Origin of the sequence: Streptomyces tubbatahanensis (assembly GCF_022699385.1) — a bacterium.
Taxonomy (GTDB): domain Bacteria; phylum Actinomycetota; class Actinomycetes; order Streptomycetales; family Streptomycetaceae; genus Streptomyces; species Streptomyces diacarni.
In genome coordinates, this window is the sequence record NZ_CP093846.1 from 4669552 (window position 1) to 4689775 (window position 20224).

17 protein-coding genes are annotated in these 20224 nt (G+C 72.3%); 7 read left to right on the forward strand and 10 right to left on the reverse strand.

Translation table 11 applies throughout. The annotated features are described in order from the left end of the window. Positions 1–60 precede the first annotated feature (60 nt). The 3 genes from MMF93_RS20165 to MMF93_RS20175 all read right to left on the reverse strand — a co-directional run bounded on the left by MMF93_RS20165 (position 61) and on the right by MMF93_RS20175 (position 2892). Positions 61–1338, reverse strand: a complete 1278-nt coding sequence (locus tag MMF93_RS20165; protein WP_242753500.1) for a glycoside hydrolase family 18 protein — start codon at positions 1336–1338, stop codon at positions 61–63. A gap of 142 nt (positions 1339–1480) precedes the next feature. Beyond that, complete coding sequence (locus tag MMF93_RS20170) at positions 1481–2488, reverse strand: hypothetical protein (RefSeq protein ID WP_242753502.1); 1008 nt, start codon at positions 2486–2488, stop codon at positions 1481–1483. A gap of 185 nt (positions 2489–2673) precedes the next feature. Further along, entirely contained in the window at positions 2674–2892 is a 219-nt protein-coding gene (locus MMF93_RS20175) for a hypothetical protein (protein WP_114023673.1), read from the reverse strand. A gap of 157 nt (positions 2893–3049) precedes the next feature. Here MMF93_RS20175 and MMF93_RS20180 point away from each other — a divergent pair, with 157 nt between their 5' ends. Beyond that, positions 3050–3835 (forward strand): helix-turn-helix domain-containing protein, encoded by a 786-nt coding sequence (locus tag MMF93_RS20180; protein ID WP_242757671.1) that lies wholly within the window; start codon positions 3050–3052, stop codon positions 3833–3835. Beyond that, positions 3832–4080 carry a DUF397 domain-containing protein gene (locus MMF93_RS20185; protein ID WP_242753503.1) on the forward strand — a complete coding sequence of 83 codons (249 nt, stop codon included), beginning with the start codon at positions 3832–3834 and terminating at the stop codon, positions 4078–4080. The genes MMF93_RS20180 and MMF93_RS20185 overlap by 4 nt, the downstream gene beginning before the upstream one ends. 80 nt (positions 4081–4160) lie before the next feature. Here MMF93_RS20185 and MMF93_RS20190 read toward each other — a convergent pair whose 3' ends face one another. Together MMF93_RS20190 and MMF93_RS20195 are read right to left on the reverse strand one after the other, a co-directional pair. Beyond that, complete coding sequence (locus MMF93_RS20190) at positions 4161–4886, reverse strand: LuxR C-terminal-related transcriptional regulator (protein WP_114023423.1); 726 nt, start codon at positions 4884–4886, stop codon at positions 4161–4163. Then, entirely contained in the window at positions 4883–6229 is a 1347-nt protein-coding gene (locus MMF93_RS20195; protein ID WP_242753504.1) for an ATP-binding protein, read from the reverse strand. The genes MMF93_RS20190 and MMF93_RS20195 overlap by 4 nt, the downstream gene beginning before the upstream one ends. A gap of 164 nt (positions 6230–6393) precedes the next feature. Here MMF93_RS20195 and MMF93_RS20200 point away from each other — a divergent pair, with 164 nt between their 5' ends. After that, positions 6394–8256: a PspC domain-containing protein gene (locus MMF93_RS20200; RefSeq protein WP_242753505.1), complete on the forward strand. Its 1863-nt coding sequence runs from the start codon at positions 6394–6396 to the stop codon at positions 8254–8256. Further along, positions 8253–8468 carry a hypothetical protein gene (locus MMF93_RS20205; protein ID WP_242753506.1) on the forward strand — a complete coding sequence of 72 codons (216 nt, stop codon included), beginning with the start codon at positions 8253–8255 and terminating at the stop codon, positions 8466–8468. Before MMF93_RS20200 ends, MMF93_RS20205 begins: the two co-directional genes overlap by 4 nt. Positions 8469–8500: 32 nt before the next feature. Here the strand turns inward: MMF93_RS20205 and MMF93_RS20210 are convergent, their stop codons facing one another. The 3 genes from MMF93_RS20210 to MMF93_RS20220 form a co-directional block, all read right to left on the reverse strand. After that, positions 8501–9070: a DoxX family membrane protein gene (locus MMF93_RS20210; protein ID WP_242753507.1), complete on the reverse strand. Its 570-nt coding sequence runs from the start codon at positions 9068–9070 to the stop codon at positions 8501–8503. Between the two features lie 130 nt (positions 9071–9200). Further along, the gene (locus tag MMF93_RS20215) at positions 9201–10373 is read right to left on the reverse strand and encodes a hypothetical protein (protein WP_242753508.1); all 1173 of its coding nucleotides are present in this window, start codon (positions 10371–10373) and stop codon (positions 9201–9203) included. 1257 nt (positions 10374–11630) lie between these two features. Next, a complete protein-coding gene (locus tag MMF93_RS20220; protein ID WP_341483295.1) occupies positions 11631–12941 on the reverse strand; it encodes a C40 family peptidase in 1311 nt (436 codons plus the stop codon). Between the two features lie 287 nt (positions 12942–13228). On the opposite strand from MMF93_RS20220, the gene MMF93_RS20225 reads away from it, so the two are divergent. Beyond that, positions 13229–13582: a hypothetical protein gene (locus MMF93_RS20225; RefSeq protein ID WP_242753509.1), complete on the forward strand. Its 354-nt coding sequence runs from the start codon at positions 13229–13231 to the stop codon at positions 13580–13582. A gap of 169 nt (positions 13583–13751) precedes the next feature. Further along, entirely contained in the window at positions 13752–16298 is a 2547-nt protein-coding gene (pcrA, locus tag MMF93_RS20230) for a DNA helicase PcrA (protein WP_242753511.1), read from the forward strand. 48 nt (positions 16299–16346) lie between these two features. Here pcrA and MMF93_RS20235 read toward each other — a convergent pair whose 3' ends face one another. Beyond that, positions 16347–16949, reverse strand: a complete 603-nt coding sequence (locus MMF93_RS20235; protein WP_242753513.1) for a TetR-like C-terminal domain-containing protein — start codon at positions 16947–16949, stop codon at positions 16347–16349. Between the two features lie 240 nt (positions 16950–17189). On the opposite strand from MMF93_RS20235, the gene MMF93_RS20240 reads away from it, so the two are divergent. Beyond that, positions 17190–17672, forward strand: coding sequence for a DNA ligase-like domain-containing protein (locus MMF93_RS20240; RefSeq protein WP_242753515.1), 483 nt, complete (start codon positions 17190–17192; stop codon positions 17670–17672). 49 nt (positions 17673–17721) lie between these two features. Here MMF93_RS20240 and MMF93_RS20245 read toward each other — a convergent pair whose 3' ends face one another. Then, positions 17722–19614 carry a M23 family metallopeptidase gene (locus tag MMF93_RS20245; protein ID WP_341483296.1) on the reverse strand — a complete coding sequence of 631 codons (1893 nt, stop codon included), beginning with the start codon at positions 19612–19614 and terminating at the stop codon, positions 17722–17724. Positions 19615–20224 lie beyond the last annotated feature (610 nt).

Sequence of the window (20224 nt, forward strand, 5' to 3'; positions counted from 1 at the left end):
GACGCACCGAGGCCCCGCGGAAGGGTGCCGCGGGGCCTCGTGCGTGCAGGGTGCGCTCGCCTACCGGATGGCCTTGATCAGCTCTCCGTCCGGAGTGTCACCGCTCAGCTCCCAGACGAAGGTGCCGCCCAGTTTCTGCTGCTTGGCCCAGTCGACCTTGCCGTGCAGGGTCTCCGGGGTGTCGTAGCTCCACCACTGGTCGCCGCAGTGCGCGTAGGCGGTGCCCCCGACCTTGCCGGTGGCCGGACAGCGGGTCTTGAGCACCTCGTAGTCCTCGATGCCCTGCTCGTAGGTGCCCGGAGCCGGACCCGTCGCCGTGCCGCCGGGCTCCGACTGCGTCACCCCGCTCCAGCCGCGGCCGTAGAAGCCGAGCCCCATCAGCACCTTCTCGGGAGGCACCCCGCGGAAGATGAGCGACGCGATGGAGGACTTGGTGTCGAAGAGCTTCTTGGGGATGCCGTCGTAGGTCTCCAGCGCCGAGTGCGGCGCCGTCGGGCCTTCCTGGTCGAAGGCGCCGAAGTAGTCGTAGGTCATCGGCAGGTACCAGTCGACGTACTGCGCGGCCGTCTTGTAGTCGGTCGCCTCCATCTTGCCGCCCTTGGAACCGTCGGCGGTGACGGCCGCCGTCACCAGCTTGTCGCCGAATTTGCCGCGCAGCGACTTCATCAGGTTGGCGAAGGCGTCCGGGCCGCTGGTGTCGCACCCGAGGCCGCAGGCGTTGGGGTACTCCCAGTCGATGTCGATGCCGTCGAAGAGGCCCTCCCAGCGCGGGTCGTTGACCAGGTTGAAGCAGGACTCGGCGAAGGCGTCCGGGTTCTTGGCCGCCTCGGTGAAGCCCTTGGACCAGCTCCAGCCGCCGAAGGACCACAGCACCTTCAGGTCCGGGTGCTTCTTCTTGAGCTTGAGCAGCTGGTTGAAGTTGCCGCGCAGCGGCTGGTCCCAGGTGTCGGCCTGGCCGTCGACGCTCTGCTCGGCGGTGTACGTCTTCTCGTAGTCGGCGTAGCTGTCACCCACGGTGCACTTGCCGCCCTGGACGTTGCCGAAGGCGTAGTTGATGTGGGTCAGCTTGTCCGCCGAGCCGGAGGTCTCGATGTCCTTGACATGGTAATCGCGCTGGTAGACACCCCAGTTGGTGAAGTATCCGACGTTTTTCCCTGCTGCCGACGAGTCCGCGGCGGCGGCCAGTTCCGGCCGCTTGCCGTCCTCGCCGGACGATGTGTTGACGGTGATCAGGGTCACGGCCACGGCCGCCGCGCACAGTGCGGCGATCACGGCGAAGAGGCCGCGGCGGGATCCCCGGTCGTCTGAGTAGTCCTGTCTGCTGTCAGATCCGAACATGGTCACCTCGCGTAGGGGGTGCGGAAAGGTGCCCGTCGTCCGCTCGGACGGACGAAGAAGGACCGGAGCAGTCCAGCAACGTTCGGAACACTCTCAGCACCGCAGGCACCGCCCCCAGACACGGGCGGACCCACGCTTCGGTTCACTCCGCGGCCGCGGGCAGGCCGTCTGCGGTGAGTGTGGCGCGGGCGGCGCGTGCTGCGCGTGCCGGGCGTGCTGTACGTGCCGCGCGTGCCGCGCGTGCTGCGTGGAAGGTGCGGAGGCCGGTCCCGGGCGGGGGTGCGGGCGTCGCCGTGGCTGCTGCCGTGGTGCGGCAGGTGGGGCACCGGTCCTCGTTGCCGACGGGGGTGAACAGCAGCGGCTGGGTGTGTGGGCCCGCGCATTCCCGCATGCGGGACACGCGCGGCGGCGCCGCTTGCGTGGTGGGCGACGTGGCGACGGGCTCGGGCAGGGCGTGTTCCAGCCGCCACCGGAGCGCCCCGAGTGGGGAGCGGGCCTGTTCCAGCCCCGCCGTGAGCGCCGTGCGTACGTCGTCGGTGCCCAGGCCGCACTCCAGCCAGCGCGCTGCGAGGGGCGCCCAGCGCCTGGCCTTGCGGGCGGGCATCGCCAGGTACGGCGCGGTGCGGGGGAGGGAGAGCAGGAGCGCTTCGGCGCGGGCGCGGATCTCGGTGCCGAGTCGGGGCGCCGCGGCTTCGGGGGCTTCGGTGGCTTCGGTTGTGGCGGGAGGGTGGGAGGTGTTCCCTACGGGTGTTTTACGGGGTTGAGGGGCGGCGGGCCGACGGGTCGGCGCACCGGTGGCCGGTAGGGCGGCTGTCGGTCGGGCGGCGGGCTGGACGGCGACGCGGGCTTCGTCGGGTGACAGGGGGGTGTTGGCGACGAGCTGGACGGTCTGCCAGCGCCCGTGCTCGTTCTGGTGCCGCCACTCGAACAGGTAGCGTTCGGCGCGGAGTTGCCGTTTCGCGTGCTGGAAGGCGACCTTGCCGATTCCGGCGCGCTCTGCCGTCTTCCACAGCGGTTCGTCGGCGCCCTCGGGGAGGGAAAGCTGCCAGGCCAGGAGCCGTACCGCGGTCGCGGACAGGCGGGGGTGGCGGATGATGTCGTTCGGCAATTGGGAGAAGAAGCGCGAGGGCGCGCTAACATGCCTGTGCATCCCAGGGTCCCTTCGGATGACCTTGGTGGTGAAGGCCCTCGACCGGTGCGCTAACACCGTCGGGGGCCGCCTCATGTGTGGCACATGGGGCGAGCTGATACGCGGCAGAGTACACCGACTGTGGGTAGTTGGCGACGGACGGTTACGGCGTGTGATCCTCTACGGAGAGCTCCCTCGGTGGCCGCTCACGGGAGCCTGCTCTGCCGGTTCAGGTCGGTGACCCGTGCGCGCAGCTCCTCGATGACCCGCGCGGCACGGATCGCGTCCGGCGGCACGTCCCACTCGCGACCGCCACCGGGCGGCCGCATCTGTACGTACGGCCCCTCGCGGCCCATCACTTGACCGATCCGGCCCGTCCGCGTATCGACCGCGAAGGCGCCCGCAGGGGGAATCTCGCTGTTCATGGCGCACAGCGTGCTGGTCACGTCGTACGGTTCGAAGTAACGGAGCAGGTACGGACGGTGAGTGTGCCCGGGGTGTCCCCACCCGGGCGTACTGGCTCAGGAGGCGAGCCGGTTGGCCAACGGCAACAGCAGGAACGGCAACGGCGACGACCGCCCCATGGCATGGCGTTACGCCGGAGACCAGATGAAACGCTGGCGCGAGGCGGCCGGTATCTCGCGCCAGGCCCTGGCACAGGAGGCCGGCTACGGCTACGACGCCATCAAGGGCATGGAACGCGGAGTGCGCAAGGCGCAGGCCCATGTGCTGCGCATCGCCGACGATATGTGCGGTGCGCAGGGGAAGCTGGCGGCTGCGGTGGAGTTCCTCCGCCCGGAACCGTTCCCGTCGTACTCGCAGGACTTCATGCAGGCGGAGAGCGAGGCGGTGGCCGTCAGTTGGTACGAGACTGAGTTCATCCCTGGCCTGTTACAAGTCGAGGAGATCGTCCTTGCGATGCTTCACGCTCATTGTCCGCCGCTGGATGACGAAACCATCGAGGAGCGCACGAAGGGTCGGCTGGCACGGCAGACGCTGCTGGACAAGCAGACCAAGGCATTCAGTTTCGTCATCTCCGAGACCGCCCTACGTGACCAAGTAGGCGACACGGCTGCCTACAAACGTCAGTTGCAACATCTGCTGCATGTGGGGCGTCGGCGGAACGTCACCATCCAGGTCATGCCTTATGGGCGAGGACCGCACCCCGGGCGGTTGGGCCCCTTCGTGCTGCTGGAGACCCCTGATCACGAGTATCTCGGGTATGAGGAGGGGCAAACCACGGGCGTTCTGTACTCAGATGGAGAGAAGATCAGCACGCTCCGGCAGCGCCATGAAATGATCCTGCGGCTGGCTCTCAACCCCGAGGAGTCGTCAGCCTTCATCAGCGAGTTGGCGGAGGAGCTATGAGTACCGAGCTGGCGTGGTTCAAGTCGAGCTACAGCAACACAGAAGGGGGCGCCTGCGTCGAGGTCGCTGTCTCGTGGCGCAAGTCCAGCTACAGCAACACGGATGGCGGCAACTGCGTCGAGGTAGCCGCCTGCCCCCACAGCATCCTCGTCCGGGACTCCAAGCAGCACTCCATGGGCCCCCAGGTCGCCTTCACCGCCGGCGCCTGGTCGGCGTTCGTCGCCAGCGTGCGCTCTGCCGCTTAGCAGGGCTCAGCACGCGGATTCCACACGGTGGCCGCTGAGCTCGAAGCCGCGTGCCGGAGGCGCCGGCGCCGAAAAGAGCCTCATACCAGCCGTCGCGCCGTCGCCCACCGGGTCAGCTCGTGGCGGTTGGACAGCTGGAGTTTCCGCAGCACCGCCGAGACGTGGGACTCGACCGTCTTGACGGAGATGAACAGCTGCTTGGCCACCTCCTTGTAGGCGTAGCCGCGCGCGATCAGCCGCAGGACCTCGCGTTCGCGCTGGGTGAGGCGGTCCATGTCCTCGTCGACCGGCGGGGCGTCGGTGGAGGCGAAGGCGTCCAGGACGAAGCCGGCCAGCCGCGGGGAGAAGACCGCGTCGCCGTCCGCGACGCGGAAGATGGCGCCCACCAGGTCACCGCCCGTGATGGTCTTGGTGACGTAGCCGCGCGCACCGCCGCGGATGACGCCGATGACGTCCTCGGCGGCGTCGGAGACCGACAGCGCGAGGAAACGCACGGGCCGTTCCGCATCGCCCATCAGCGGCGCGCAGCGGCGCAGCACCTCGACGCCGCCGCCACCGGGCAGGTGCACGTCGAGCAGGACCACGTCGGGGCGGGTGGCCTCGATGACCGTCATCGCCTGGTCGACGTCGCCCGCCTCGCCCACGACGTCGACGCCCGTCTCGTCGGTGCGGCCGATCTCCGCCTGCACGCCCGCGCGGAACATGCGGTGGTCGTCCACGAGGACGACCCGGACCCGGCGGCCCCCTCCGGCGTCCGTGCCCTGCTGCTCGCCCGCCGCGCTCGTCTCGTTCGGTCCGTCCGTCACGACTCCGCCGCCCTCTCCATCTCCAGCTCGACCTCGGTCCCCTCGCCCGGTGCGGTGCGCAGCCGCGCCGTGCCGCCGTTGCGGCGCATCCGGCCGATGATGGACTCGCGTACGCCCATCCTGTCCGATGGCACGGTGTCCGGGTCGAAGCCCGGACCGCGGTCCCTCACGGAGATGAAAACGGTACGCCCCTCCACCTCGGCGAAGACCTGCACGGCGCCGCCCTCGCCACCGTACTTGGCGGCGTTGACCATCGCCTCGCGCGCGGCCTGGAGCTGCGCGCCCAGCGCCTCGTCGAGAGGGCAGTCGCCGACGCAGACGACCTCGACGGGGACCCCGTGGTGGTCCTCGACCTCGGCCGCCGCGGCCTTCACCCCCTCGGCCAGCGTCGTGGGCTCGTCCTCCTCCTCGACGGGCCGCGTCCGGCCGGCCGCGTCCGTGGGCTTGTACAGCCAGGCGCGCAGCTCGCGTTCCTGGGCGCGGGCCAGGCGGGCGACCTCGCGGGGCTTGTCGGAGTTGCGCTGGATGAGGGTGAGCGTGTGCAGCACCGAGTCGTGGACGTGCGCGGCGACCTCGGCCCGCTCCTGGGCGCGAATGCGCATCAGCCGTTCCTCGGAGAGGTCCTGCACCATCCGCACCAGATACGGGCCCGCCATCAGGGCGATGCCGACCAGCACCGCCAGCGCCGCCTGCAACACGGAACCCAGATGGCTGACCGAGCCCTGCACGACGACGATGCCGGTCACCCCGACGGCGACCAGCGCGACCCCCGCCGCGCTGCGGGCCAGCGGCAGCAGCCTGGCGCGCCGCCCGACCTCGACCCAGTGGGCGCGGCGGGAGTTGTCGGCCTGCCGCCACACCAGGGCGACGCCGATCCCGATGAGCACGACCGGCCACAGGTAGGTGTTGGCCGCGCCGAACTGGAGGTTGTCCGCGGTGACGAAAATGGCGACGACCAGCGCCAGTACGGCGATCAGCTGGCCCTTGTCCGGCTTGTGGAACAGTCTGAGCCGCAGCCCGCGCCGGTCGGTGACCGCCTCGGTCAGGCCCGCGGCACCGGTGCGGTGCCCCACGCCGACACCGCCGGTGCCGAGCGGGACGACGAACCAGAACGCCGCGTACAGCAGCACCCCGAGCCCGTTGGCGAGGGCGAGCGCGATGAAGACGATCCGCACCCAGGAGACCGGCAGCGCCAGATGGCCCGCCAGACCGCGCGCCACGCCACCCAGCATGCGCCCCTCCGCACTGCGGTAGAGCTTGCGCTGCGGCGGCTCTTCGGCGGACGGGTCCGCGGACGCGGGCCCCTGGGGCGCGTCCACGGTGGGGGAGGCGGGCGCTGTCATGCTCCGATCGTCACACGCCCGGCGCGCCGGGACATCAGGGTCGACCCCTGAGGCTCCCCCGAGGCGGCCTCGCGAGACGGCGCGCGGGGGCGCGCGCCGATCTCAGGGATCGCTCCGGGTAGGGCCCCGATGCCCGGCCGCGCCCGGGGCGCCACCATAGGCGTATGAGCGAGGACGAGCAGCGCGGGGAACGCGTCCCGGAGGACCCGGAAGACGCGGACCGCACGCGGCGCGGAGCGGGGGAGGAGGGGACGTCCTCCGGTGCGGGGCCGCGGCGGCGCGGGGCGGGGGCGCGCTCCGGTGCGGGAGCGCGCTCTGGTGCACGGGCAGGCTCCAGGGCGGGGGCGCGCGAGGGTGCGGGGGCGCGCGAAGGTACGGAAGCGCGTGAGGGTGCGGGGGCCCCGTCGTGGGGGGCGCACAATCCGCCGCCGCAGGGGCCGAAGGGCAGGCAGCTGCGGCGCAGCCGTGCGCACAAGGTCGCCGGGGGCGTCTGCGGCGGCCTGGGGCGGTATTTCGACCTCGATCCGGTGATCTTCCGGGTCCCGCTGGCCGTGCTGTCCGTCGTCGGCGGGTTCGGCCTCATCTTCTACGGGTTCGCCTGGCTGCTCATCCCCGCCGAGGGCGAGTCGCAGAACGAGGGGCGGCGGCTGCTGTCGGGACGGGTGGAGAGTTCCTCGCTCTCCGCGGTCCTGGTCGCTCTCGTCGGCTGCGGCCTCTTCCTCGCCTCCCTCGGCGGTCGCAGCGTGCCCTTCTCCGTGCTGCTGATCGGCACCGTGGCCGGGGCGGCGTACTGGTCGCGGCACCGGCGGCAGGCCGAGGCCGCGCGCGGGGAGGGCGCGCGGGTCGATCCGGCGACGGCGCACGCCGTCGCCGACGCGCCGCCCGAGACCCAGGCCCCTCCCGTCGCCGTACCCGCCTCCTGGTGGCGGGAGCCGCTCACCAAGGACGGAAGCGAGGCGGGCACCGCGTCGACCAGCCCGTGGAGCCGCGCGGGCGCGGCCACCGGCTACCTGTGGGGCCCCGAGGCCGCCCGTCCGCACGCGGCACCGCCCAGCGCCCACGCGCGCGGCGGCGCGTCGTTCGGGGTGCCGGTACCCGCGGGAGCCAAGGGCGGCGGTCCGCCCGCGCGGCAGGGCGCGGGCGGCGGCTCGCTCGGCGGACTCACCTTCCTGCTGGCGCTGGTCGCGGGCGGCGTGTCCGCCGCCGCCACCTGGGAAGGGAACCCGCTGGCCACGATCCTCGTCATCGGCTTGAGCAGCGCCCTGGCGGTCTTCGGTCTCGGCCTGGGCGTCAGCGCCTTCGTCGGCCGTACGGGGCCTGGAACCCTCTTCTGCCTCGTGCTGACGGCGGGCCTGCTGGCGGGCGCGGCCGCGCTGCCGAAGGACATCTCGACGCACGTACGGGACACCCGCTGGGTGCCGGCCGCGGCGCAGGAGATCAAGCCGCGCTACAAGCTGGGAAGCGGAGCGGGCGAACTCGACCTGACCGAGGCCGGGCTGAAGGCGGGCCAGACGGTGCGCAGCGGCGTACGGATCGGCGCCGGGGAGGCGAAGGTGGTGGTGCCGGACAACGTGGTGGTCAAGCTGCACACGGACGTCGGGATGGGGGAGACGGTCTTCCCGCGGTCCCTGGACGGGGACGGGAACGTCGTTCCCGACAGCTCGGGTGGCCTGGGCACGACCCGCAGGATCACACTGCGCCCCTTCGACGGCGCCCGGCCCGAGGGGACGATCGAGCTCGACATGAGCGTCGGCCTCGGCCGCGTCGAGCTCGTCAGGGAACTGCCCTCCGGTGAGCGCTCCGACCACCGGCAGCCGCCCGGCGAGACCGCCCCGGACGAGCCGGCGCCCGGAGACGCCCCGGACGAGCCGGCGCCCGGAGACGCCCCGGACGAGCCGGCACCCGGGGACCCGTCCGGCGACACGGGTCCCGGCGCCGTCGGCCCGGACGAGCACTCGGGGGCGGGCGCACACGCAAAGTCGCCCGCCGCGGAATCCCGTCACTCCGCACAGGAGGCGACCCGATGAGGCACCGCTTCGAACCCTCCCGGCTGCTGCTCGGCCTCGTCATGATCGTCATGGCGGTGCTGTACCTGCTGGACGTGGCGGGGAAGTTGCAGCTGCCCTTCTGGGCGCTGCTGATCGCGCTCCCCGTCGCCCTTTTCCTGGCCGGCTGCGTCTCCCTGCTGACGTTTCTGCTGCGCCGCGCACGGGGAAGGCGGCGGGAGCCCGGAACCTGAGCGGACCGTCGGTCTGAGGCCCGGCCTCGTCCTCAGCCGAAAATCTGCTGTCCCTTGCGCCGTCGCCGTACCGCCAGCAGCGCGTCCAGCGACAGCAGGGGAGTCCCGGCCAGCAGCAGCGGCAGCCACGCCATCAGGTACGGCAGGTCGTTGCCGTAGTAGTACGGCTCGCTCGACCAGCTGACCGTCAGCCACAGGCACAGGGACAGCAGCGCCCCACCGGCCGCCGCAACCCGTGCCCACAGTCCGCACAGCGTGCCGAAACCCACCGCGATCTCCGCGACGGAGATTGCCGTACCGAAGCCCTGCGGACTCTGCTGCGCCAGGTCGACCAGCCAGGGCGCCGCGGCCGTCTCGTGGACGGCCCGCAGCGTGCCGGCGAACGAGCCCGGTCCGCTTCCGGTCAGGAAAGTGCCGTCGGTCAGTTTGTGGATGCCCGCGTACAGAAAGGTGAGGCCGAGAAAGAGCCGCAGCGGCAGCAGCGCGTACCGCGCCGCGAGCCCCCGTACCCCGACGGGCGCGCCCGCCACCGGTCCCGGAAAAGCATGGACGGTCTTGGCCCCCTCGTCGGTCCCGCCTCCGCCCGGACCTGTCACAGACATCCCACGGCTCCCGCCCTTCCGCAAACGCGTTCGGTGTGGCCGCGATTCTTCCCACACGCCCTGGCCACCTGGCAAGTGCGCGAGCGGAGGGGTGCTGCGTGCGGGTGTACGGCGCCGGAGGCGAGGGGTGTTACTCCACCACGTCGATCGGGTAGCGGTTCGTCTCGGCCCCGGCCGCCGTCACCACCTGCACCTCCACGCGCCCCGGTTCGACCTCCACGGGGACGGGCACCGTCAGCGCCGTGTCGGCGGGACTGGCGAAGCCCCCACGCACGGGGATGAGCGGGGCGTGCACATGGACGGTGCCGATGCGCACCACCATGCGGGAGAGCCGGTCGGGCTCTGTGGCACCCACCGGGACGAAACCCGTGCCGCGGATCTCGATGTCGTCACCCGTCCTGATCGGCGCGTGCAGATCGCCTACCTCGCGCGCACGGACGACCGACAGCACCACAGGACGGCTGCTCTCGGCGTACTTGCCCGCCAGATACGTCACGGTCGAGACGACGACCAGGAGCGCCAGCCCCCACGGCAGATCGGGCAACCGGTCAGGCTGCCCGGCCAACCGGACGGCGGCGAAGACCACGGCGGCCGCGCTGATCAGCATGTACTGCACATCGGAGAACGCGCCACGGCCCGCGTCGTCCGTGAGCAGGTCAGCGGCGCGCGGACGGTCGGCCCGCACCTTCTGCAACCGCCTGCCCTGCACCCGTACGGTCACCGTCCGGCGCACCACGACGGCGACCGCGCACGTCAGGGCCACGACCGTGACCATTCCGGCCCCCCGCGCCAGACCGAGCCCCGCCAGCAGGTCACCGCGCGCCCCCGCGTCCGGGGCCGCCGCCAGTTCGACGGCCATGACCAGCACGGCGAAGACGGACAGCAGCACCCAGGCGGCGGCCACCGTACGCGAGGTGGACAGCCGGTTGTCCTCCCCGATGACAGGCGCCAGCACACCGCCGCGTGCCCGGTGCAGCCACGCGGCCGCCGACAGCAGGACGGCCGAGACCAGCGCCGCCACCAGACCGGCCGTCCTGCCGACCGACCAGCCGCCGGCCAGAGCGGTCAGCAACTGCACCAGCAGGAGCACACCGACCGCCGCCCACACGGCGAGGACGGTGCGCCGCCACAGCCTCGCCACCCATGCCTCACCCTCCGCGCGCCTCCGGTCGGCCACCTCACGTGCCGCCCGGGTCAACTCGTCGGAGACCCACTGCCGCGAAGCCCCCGCCGAGTGCGCGAGACCGACCGGCACGCCTTCGCCCTCAGCCAACTCGTCCCGCCGCCGCACGAACGCCTCCACCGCCCTGCGGTGCTCATGGCGCGCACTGTTCGGACAGTTCTCGCACTGGCAGGGCGAGGGGGAGGCAGCCGAGTCATCGGCGGAACGGGACGCACGACGCGCCTCGGGCCGTGCCCCTGCCTCGGACGGCGTCGCCTCGGGCCGCGCCCGGTGCGGCGTGCCGGAGCCGCCCAGCGGCAGCTCCACCCGAGGGGGCCGCCGCCGGCCGGCACCTGAGCCTGCACCGGACCCCGCGCCCGCGCCCGTTGCGTCCGTGCCCGTGCCCGTCTCGGTCGCGCTTGCGTCCGTGCCCGTGCCTGCGCCTGGACCCTGACCCTGCGGCCGGGCGGTCGGTTCCTGACGCGGGGTGCGGTCAGTGGGGTGCGCTGCTGCGGGGCGTGCGTCGGGGTGTGCCTCCGGGGAACGTGTCTTCGGGGGGCGCGTGCCGGTGGGACTCGCGCCGGTAGACGGCGGGCGTCCGGCGGAGGGCGTCTTGCGCGTGCCCGATGCCGGCGGGCGTGCGTCGGGAGGCGTGCCGCGCGTGCCGGAAGCCGCCGGGCGGGCTTCGGGACGCGCCGAGCGGGCCCCGGGTGCCTCCGAGCGGGCGCCGGAATCCGACGGGTGTGTGCGGGGTGCCGACGGGCGCGTGCGGGGAGTCGCCGGGTCGGGCGTCGCCGAACGCCCGGACGCTCGTGCGGGGTTCTCGCCGGCCCTGGCCCCGGGAACCCGGGCCCCTTCCGGCCTCCCGCCGCCACCGTCGTCCCCCTCGCGGGTACGGGGGACGCCACCGTCGTCCACTTCACGGGTACTGCGGACGCCACCGTCGTTCACCTCACGTGAGGCGCCCGCCTGGCGTGTAACACCCGCCGGACCTGTGGCATCCGGGGCGCTGCGCGGCGCCTGCGCCGCGCAGCCGGGCTGCGGGCCGGCGCCCCGGCCCGCCTCCGGGCGCCGCGGCGTCGCCGTGGCGCTCCCCGCGTCGCGGGTGTCTGCGGCGGTCGGGCTCGTTCTGGAGTCGGCGGGTGTGCGCCGGGCGTCGTCGTCGGTGCGCTGGGCGGCGCCGTCGGGGCCGTCCTCGTCGTCGTCCGGGCCCTTCGAGCCGTCCCGAGCCGTGTCCACGGCCACTGTGCAACCCCGCCTCTCAACTTCCATGTGATGCAAGGGGATTGTGCCTCACCTCAGCCGTGGGCGGCCTCGGAGGCCGTCCACGGCCCGGGTGATCCTGCTGGAGAGAGGTTGATAGGCACGCCAAGCGGTGCTCGTGTGGGTGAGTGGCGGTCATCCTCCGGTTGACGTCGCACCGCCGGGCCGGACCGCTCCGGCGAAGGGCATCTGATCGATCGGGGCCACGCGCACCGACGTACCGGGGCGCGGCGCGTGGATCATGCGGCCGCCGCCGATGTAGAGGCCAACGTGGCTGACGTTGTCGTAGAAGAAGACCAGATCGCCCGGCGCGAGCCGGGAGCGGGGCACGCGGGTGCCCGCGTGGATCTGGCTGTAGGTCGTACGCGGCAGCGAGACGCCCGCCGCCTTCCACGCCGCCTGGGTCAGCCCGGAGCAGTCGTACCCCGAAGGGCCCGTGCCGCCCCACACGTACGGCTTGCCGAGGGCCCGGTGGGCGAAGGCGACCGCGCGGGCGGAGCGCCCGGCCGTCGCGGCACCGGCGGGGCCGTGCGCCGGGGAGGCGTCGCTCTGCTGGGCGACCCCGGCACCGTTCCCCGTCCCGCCCCCGCCCCCGTCCGCACGGTCGCCCCGTCGGGACCCCGTCGTGGACGGGCTGGTGTTCGGGCCTCCCTTCCGGCCGCCGTCCGTGGGGGACGCGTCCGTGGAGGACGGGCCGGCGGGTTCACGGAGGATGTCGGCGCGCTGCTGCGCCGTGAGGGTGCCGAGGAGCCGCTGCGCCGCGTGCAGCTTGCGCTGGACGGCGGACTTGTGGCCGCGTGCCGCGTCGGCCGAGCGGTCCAGCTCGGCCGACGCGCCTGCCGCCTCCTCGCGCAGCTGCGCCAGCTGCCGGGTGCGTGCCGCGGTGCGGCGCAGGGCCGTCGACCTGCGATCCGCGACCCGTTCGGCCAGCGCGGCGTGCTCCAGGTAGTCGGACGGGCTGGCGGAGAGAGCGAGCCGGAGGGTGGGGGCGACGCCGCTGCCCTCCCGGTACTGCTGGGTGGCGTATGCGCCGAGGGCGGAGCGGGCGGTGTTGAGCCCGGCCTGCGTGCGGGCGGCCTCGTCGCGCAGCGACTCCAGCTCGTCGCGTGCGGCCTCCGCCTGACCGCGGGCGCCGTTGTACGCCTCGGTGGCGCTCTCGGCCTCCCGGTGGAGCCGGTCGACCTTCGCCTTGACGTCGGCCTTGTCCGTGGGAGCTGCCTCCGTGGGGGCTTCGCCGGCGGGAGCTTCGCCTGCGGGAGCCTCGCCTGCGGGGGCGCGGTCCGCTGGAGCCTTGTCGGCGTGGGCGGTGCCGCCCAGTGCGGTGGCGCCCGTGATGCCCGTGAGGGCGAGAGTGAGGGCCGCGCGGGCGGCGGTGAGCGGTCGGGGGCGGGGAGGGGGTTTGCGGTGCGAGGCCATGGGGGCCGTCACTTCCTCATCGGGTGTCACTGGTGTGTCACTGAGGTCACATCTGGCCCGGCTGCCGGGGGGTGGCCGCGCCGACCGGCGGGGCGCGGCCACCTGACGAGGACGCTATGCGCGGACCCCGCCGCCGGGCACGGGAATGACCGCAAATGATCTCTATCGGTGCAAGCTGCCCTTCTCTGTCCGGTAAGGGCCGCCGTCCGCACGGTGCCGGGCGCATATGCGCGGAGCCGACCGATGCCGTGTCGGTCTCGACGGCGAAGGCGGGGGTGTGCTAAGAGCGCCGGAAACGCCCGGATACGCTCACCGGCATGGACGTACTCATCAATGTCTTCGTCGGCCTGCACGTCATCGGTATCGCCGCGCTCCTGGGCGGTTTCTTCACGCAGATGAAGGCGATGGGCAAGGGTGAGGCCCGCATAGCCCCCGGCATGCTCCACGGCGCGCTGACCATGCTGGTCACCGGCGTCGCCATGATCGGCCTGCACCAGGCCGACGACAGCCCGGTGAACAACCTCAAGATGGGCGTCAAGCTCGCCCTGCTCGTCGTGATCCTCGGCATCACCTACGTCAAGCGCGACGACGAGCGCGTGAGCACCCCGCTGTTCGGCGCGGTCGGCCTGCTGACGATGGTCAACATCTTCATCGCCGTCCTGTGGGTGTGACCCCTGGGTGGGGCGACTCCGCGGGGACGCTCCGCCCGTGGGAGCGACTCCGCGGGGGCGACCCGTCCGTGCGGCCCGCGGGCGCGGGGTGTGCTCTCGGAGCCGCTCGGGGCCGGGTTTTCCACAGGGCGTGAGGTGTGTCGGTGTGTCGGCCTAGACTCGTACGACGATGAGCAGCCTCTTCGACGACAGCTTCCTGGCGGACCTCGACGGCACGAGCCCCGAGGCGGACGCGCCGCCACCGCCCGAGGACCCCGAGGCCCCCGGCTCGCACGGGCACCAGGGCCCGGAGGAGGAGATCCCCGAGGATCTCTTCCGGGGCACCTTCGCCGGCCCGCGCGCGGGTGCGGGCGCCGCCGCGGGGCGTGACGCCTACCACCGTGACGGCGCGCCCCGCTCCGTCGTCGACCCCGCCGCGCTCCTGGAGGGGATGAACGAGCAACAGCGCGAGGCCGTGCTGCACGCCGGCTCCCCGCTGCTCATCGTCGCGGGCGCGGGCTCGGGCAAGACGCGGGTGCTCACCCACCGCATCGCCTACCTGCTGGGCGCCCGGAACGTGCACCCGGGCCAGATCCTCGCCATCACCTTCACCAACAAGGCCGCGGGCGAGATGAAGGAGCGCGTCGCCGATCTGGTGGGGCCGCGCGCCCAGTCGATGTGGGTGTCCACCTTCCACAGCGCGTGCGTGCGCATCCTGCGCCGGGAGAGCAAGAAGCTGGGCTTCACCTCGTCGTTCTCGATCTACGACGCGGCCGACTCCAAGCGCCTGATGGCCCTGGTCTGCCGCGATCTGGACCTGGATCCGAAGCGGTTCCCGCCCAAGGCGTTCAGCGCGAAGGTCTCCAACCTCAAGAACGAGCTGATCGACGAGGAGGACTTCGCCGGGCAGGCGGGTGGGGGCACCTCCCGGACGGAGTCTGGGGGAGGGTTCGAGAAGACCCTCGCCGAGGCCTACACGATGTATCAGGCGCGGCTGCGCGAGGCCAACGCGCTGGACTTCGACGACCTGATCATGACGACGGTCCACCTGCTCCAGGCGTTCCCCGACGTCGCCGACTACTACCGCCGCCGCTTCCGCCACGTCCTCGTCGACGAGTACCAGGACACCAACCACGCGCAGTACCAGCTGGTGCGCGAGCTCGTCGGCCCGGCGGAGGAGCAGGCCGAGCTGTGCGTCGTCGGCGACGCCGACCAGTCGATCTACGCCTTCCGCGGCGCCACCATCCGCAACATCCTCCAGTTCGAGGAGGACTACCCGGACGCGACGACGATCCTGCTGGAGCAGAACTACCGCTCCACGCAGACGATCCTGTCCGCCGCGAACGCCGTCATCGAGCGCAACGCCGACCGCCGCCCCAAGAACCTGTGGACCAGGGCGGGTACGGGCCCCCGTATCACCGGATACGTCGCCGACACCGAGCACGACGAGGCCCAGTTCGTCGCCGAGGAGATCGACCGCCTCGCGGACGGAGAGGCGGCGGAGGGGGAGCCGGCGCAGGAGAAGGTCCGCGCCGGTGACATCGCCGTCTTCTACCGCACCAACGCCCAGTCCCGGGTCTTCGAAGAGATCTTCATCCGCGTCGGCCTGCCCTACAAGGTCGTCGGCGGCGTGCGCTTCTACGAGCGCCGGGAGGTCCGCGACATCCTGGCCTATCTGCGCGTGCTGGCCAACCCGGAGGACGCGGTGCCGCTGCGCCGCATCCTCAACGTCCCCAAGCGCGGCATCGGTGAGCGCGCCGAGGCCATGATCGAGGCGCTGGCCCTCCGCGAGAAGATCACCTTCCCGCAGGCGCTCGTCCGCGTCGACGAGGCGTACGGCATGGCGGCGCGTTCGGCCAACGCCGTCAAGCGCTTCAACGTCCTCATGGAGGAGCTGCGCACCGTCGTGGAGTCCGGGGCCGGACCCGCCACGGTGCTGGAGGCGGTGCTGGAACAGACGGGATATCTCGCGGAGCTCCAGTCCTCCACCGACCCCCAGGACGAGACCCGCATCGAGAACCTCCAGGAGCTTGCCGCCGTCGCCCTGGAGTTCGAACAGGAGCGGGGCGAGGAGGAGTCCGCCGGCACCCTCGCCGACTTCCTCGAACAGGTCGCCCTCGTCGCCGACTCCGACCAGATCCCGGAGGAGGGCGACGAGGAGGGCGTCGTCACCCTCATGACCCTGCACACCGCGAAGGGCCTGGAGTTCCCCGTCGTCTTCCTGACCGGCATGGAGGACGGCGTGTTCCCGCACATGCGCGCCCTGGGCCAGGCCAAGGAGCTCGAAGAGGAGCGCAGGCTCGCCTACGTCGGCATCACCCGCGCCCAGGAACGGCTGTATCTCACCCGTGCCGCCATGCGCAGCGCCTGGGGCCAGCCCTCCTACAACCCGCCCTCCCGCTTCCTGGAGGAGATCCCGGCGGAGTACCTCGACTGGAAGCGGACGGGTGCGGGCAGCGGGCCCGCCGGAGCCCCCTCCGGCATCGCCGCCTCCCTCTCCTCGTCCGCCGGCGCCTCGTCCCGGCGCGGGGGCCCCTCCGGGTTCGCCACGCGGCGGACGACGGACCGGCCGGTGGTCTCCCTCCAGGTCGGGGACCGTGTCACCCACGACAGCTTCGGCCTGGGCACCGTCCAGGCCGTCAAGGGCAGTGGCGACAACGCCGAGGCCACCATCGACTTCGGCGGCGAGAAGCCCAAGCGGCTGCTGCTGCGGTACGCACCGGTGGAGAAGCTGTAGCCGCGGGGCGCACCTTCGACGGCGGGGCTCAGCGGGCTGCGGTGGCCTTCAGGCGAAGGCGCCCGCGCGTGCCGCGTGGTAGGCCGCGTCGGCCGTCCGCCGCGCCACCCCGGGCTCCAGCGGCTGGCGGCTGACCAGCAGCCGGTAGTAGATCGGTGCGCTGACCGCCTCGATGACGGCGAGGACGTCGGTGCCCGGAGGGATCTCCCCGCGGGCGGCGGCGTGCCGGACCATGCCGGACACCTGGCGGGTACGCGCGGCGAAGAAGTCCCGCACCGTCCGCTCGCCCTCGGGGTGCGCGGTGGCCGCCGCGACCATACGGAACAGGGTGTTGCGGTGCTGCGCGGACGTGTACAGGGTCAGGATGCCCTCGGCCAGGAGGCGGAGGTCCTCGTGCAGGCTGCCGGTGTCGGGAATGCTGATCTCTCCGGCGACGTGGTCGAACAGGTCGAGGACCACCCCGTGCACCGAGCCCCAGCGCCGGCGGATCGTGGAGGGGTGCACCCCGGCCCGGGCAGCCAGCCCTTCGACCGTCAGTTCCGCGTACTGCCCGGCCCCCAGCCTCTCCCGCGCCGCCTCCAGTACCGCGGCCCGGGTGCGGGCCGTCCTGCCGCCCGGCCGTACCGATCCGTGCGCCTGCTGCTGTGTCATGCCGTCCCCCGCCCTCGCCCGGCACCGGATGCCGAAGCCGTTCCCCGCGCCCCTGTCACTGTCCTCCCAAGCCCGCGCCGCTGCCCTCCCGTGCCCGTCCTCCCGTACCGGGCCGCATGCTAGTCTCCCTCGCGGCTAATGCGTCAAGTCATGCATTAGTGGGGCCGGGTGGATCCGGACGAGTGCACCCAAGGACCCGGCGGTCGCACCCGGTCCCGGCGGCGCGAAAGGAGACAAGTCATGCGTAGGAAGTGGGGCCCCGCCGCCCTGGTGCTGGCCGCCGGACTGCTGGCCGGATGCGGCGGATCCTCCGGGGACGAGGGCTCCGGCAAGGCGGAATCCGGCAAGGCGGAGACCGGCAAGGCGGAATCCGGTGCGTCGGAGTCGGGAAAGTCGGGGCCGGGGGAGTCAGGTAACGAGGAGTCCGCCGGCTCTCAGGCGCCCGCAGGGCTGGACGGCATCTGGCGGGTGGGCAACCGGGACAGCCCCCTCAGTACGGTGAAGATCAACGGTACGAAGGTCGAGACGACCGGCAAGCAGAGCTGCCCCGGCGAGATCGACGATCCGAAGAGCGAGAAGCCGCGCATCACACTGCACTGCGCCAAGCCCCTCGACGGCCGCGAGAAGGGCACCGTCGAGGTCAAGCCGGACGGGTCGAAGCTGAACATCAGCTGGGACGGGCCCGAGTGGGGCGGCTACATCGACGTCTTCAGCCGTAGCTGAACCGAGGTGTGCGGGCGCCCCGGGGCCGCCCTGGCCAAGCGCGGCTCCGTCAGCTGATGTTGAGGCCCTTGCTCTGGAGCCACGGGATCGGGTCCACGGCCGAGCCGCCGCCCGGCCGCACCTCGAAGTGGAGGTGCGGACCCGTGGAGTTGCCCGAGCTGCCCGAGTAGGCGATGACGTCGCCCGCCTTCACCTGTCCGGAGCGGATCTTGTTGCTGCTCAGGTGGCAGTACCAGGTCTGCGTGCCGTCCTTGGCCGTCACGATGGCCATGTTCCCGTACGACGCGTCGTACTTCGTCGAGACGGTGCCGTCGGTGGCCGCCATGACGGAGGTGCCGTAACTGACGGGGAAGTCGATGCCGGTGTGCACCGACATCCAGTTCACCCCGGCCTGCCCGTAGCGGGCGCTGAGCGTGTGGTTCTTGACCGGAAGGACGAACTTGGGGCGCATCGCTTCCTTGCGCGCCGCCTCCTTCGCCTTGCGCTCCTTCTCGGCCTCCTGACGCTGCTTGAGGTCGATGCGCTCCTGCGTGCGACTCGCCCGGTCGGCGAAGTCGTCGGCGTCGGCGGAGAGCCCCGCGAGCTGGGTGTCGAGCTTGTTGTTGGCGCTCGACGGCTTCACCGGTGCGGCGTCCGGTGCCGCGACGGTGGTGGTGCCGCTGTCTTTGCTGCCGTCGCCGTCGTCACCGCCCATCACGCTGGCCGCGGCCGCGCCCGCCACACCCATGACGGCCACCGACGGCACCGCGACGGTCATCAGCGCACGACGGCGCGGTCGGGGCTTGGGCGAGCGCCGGCGCCCCCGCGCGGAGGGGCCGCTGCCGACCGTACCGAGAGCCACGGGAGCGGAGGAGTCCGCAACGTCGTGCTCGTCGGGGAACTCGCCCTCCGCGGCGTCCTCGTCCACCACGCGGGACGTGGCGGACGACGCCATGTCCGACGCCGGGGCGGCCTCGTCGTACGCCTGCTGGTGCTCCGCCAGTTCGGAGAAGTCCCACTGAGCGGTGGAGCCCTGCTGAGCGGCGAAGTCCTGCTGCTGATGCTGATGCTGCGGCGGCGAGTCCTGCGCGAACTGCTGTTCCTGGCCGGGGGTGTGGCTCAGGCCGTCGAAACCGTAGCCGTCGTATGCCTGGAGCCCGGCGTGCCCCTCGTGGCCATCGGGGGACTCGTAGCCGTACGCCGCACCCTGACCGTCCGTCTCCCAGGCGCCCGCGTGCCAACCGCCGTTGTCCCAGCCGGCCGTGTTCCACTCGGCCACGTACCAGTCGGCCGTCCCCGCGCCGGCTGCTGTCGTGCCGGCTGCCGTCGCTGCGTCCACCGCACCGACGCCGACCGCGCCCTCACCGGGGGCGTCCCAACCGCCGTTCCAGGACGACGTGTCCCAGGCCGCGGTCTGCTGCCCGGCGTCCTGCACGCCGAACGTCCACTGGCCGGTCCCGTCGTCGGGCGCGGGGTAGCCGTAATGCGCTTGCTCAGGTCCTGCCTGGGCCGGGACGCTGTAGTCCCCGGTGCTGTAGTCCCCAGTGCTGTAGTCCCCAGTGGGCTGCGTGCCGTAACCGGCGTCCCAGGATCCGGAGCCGTCGTAGGCGGCGTAGCCGGCCGCGGTGTTCTCCCAGCCCGCGCTCGGATAGCCGCCGGTCCCGGCCTGCGGGACGGCGCCCGCGTGCGCCCCGGCTCCCGGAAGGGTTCCGAAGAGCGGGTCGTCGTCGCCGTAGGAGGCGTAAGCGCCGGTGGGGGAGCCGTACGCATCGACGGCATGGCCGACGGTGGAGTCGTAGGCGCCGACGGAGTACCCACCGTGCGGGTCCGTCGAGTAGGCGGCTTCACCGTACGCGCCGTACGCCGACTGTCCGTAGTCCCCGCTAGAGGGCTCGTACGAGAAGCCGGCACCGGAGTCGTCGTCGGGACTCGGGACTCCCGACGGATGACGGTCGTTCACCACCAACTTCTCTTTCGCCTCGGCGACAGGGGCGGAGCAGTGCGGCGACTGTACCCGGCGGTACGCGACGGCGACAATCTTCGGGGGGTTTTAGCCGCTCGAGAAAAGGGCAATCAGCCGTCTTTCGGCGGACTACGGACGGGTAGTAGACGCTGAGTTCGAAATACGTTCGAAAAACTGGGGCTGTTCCGAGGAGCGGTCGGCCGCGCCTCCCCGGTCCCGTCGTGCGTCCGCCCCCACGGCCAACTCCGCACGGAATCGGGCAGAAACACCGTACCCGAACGGAATCCCCGCCTGCCGGTGGAATCAACGAAACGACGGACACATCCGCGCGCCGCCTCGCCAGTGCGCCGGGGCGCACGAGGTGTACGGCCGGGAGCGCGCGGCGCGGCGGACGCGGACGTCGACGCGGAAGCCGACGCGGACGCCGATGCGGACCGGCGCCGACGCGGAAGCCGACGCGGACGCCGATGCGGACCCGCGCCGACGCGGATGTGCGTCCGCAGGCCGTGGAGGGTGGCCCGGCGTGTGATTTCTCCCTCCCTTCCGGGCGCGGGACGGACGGCTGCGGGATGCTGGGGATAACGTGCGTTCACGCCCCCATGGCCTACCC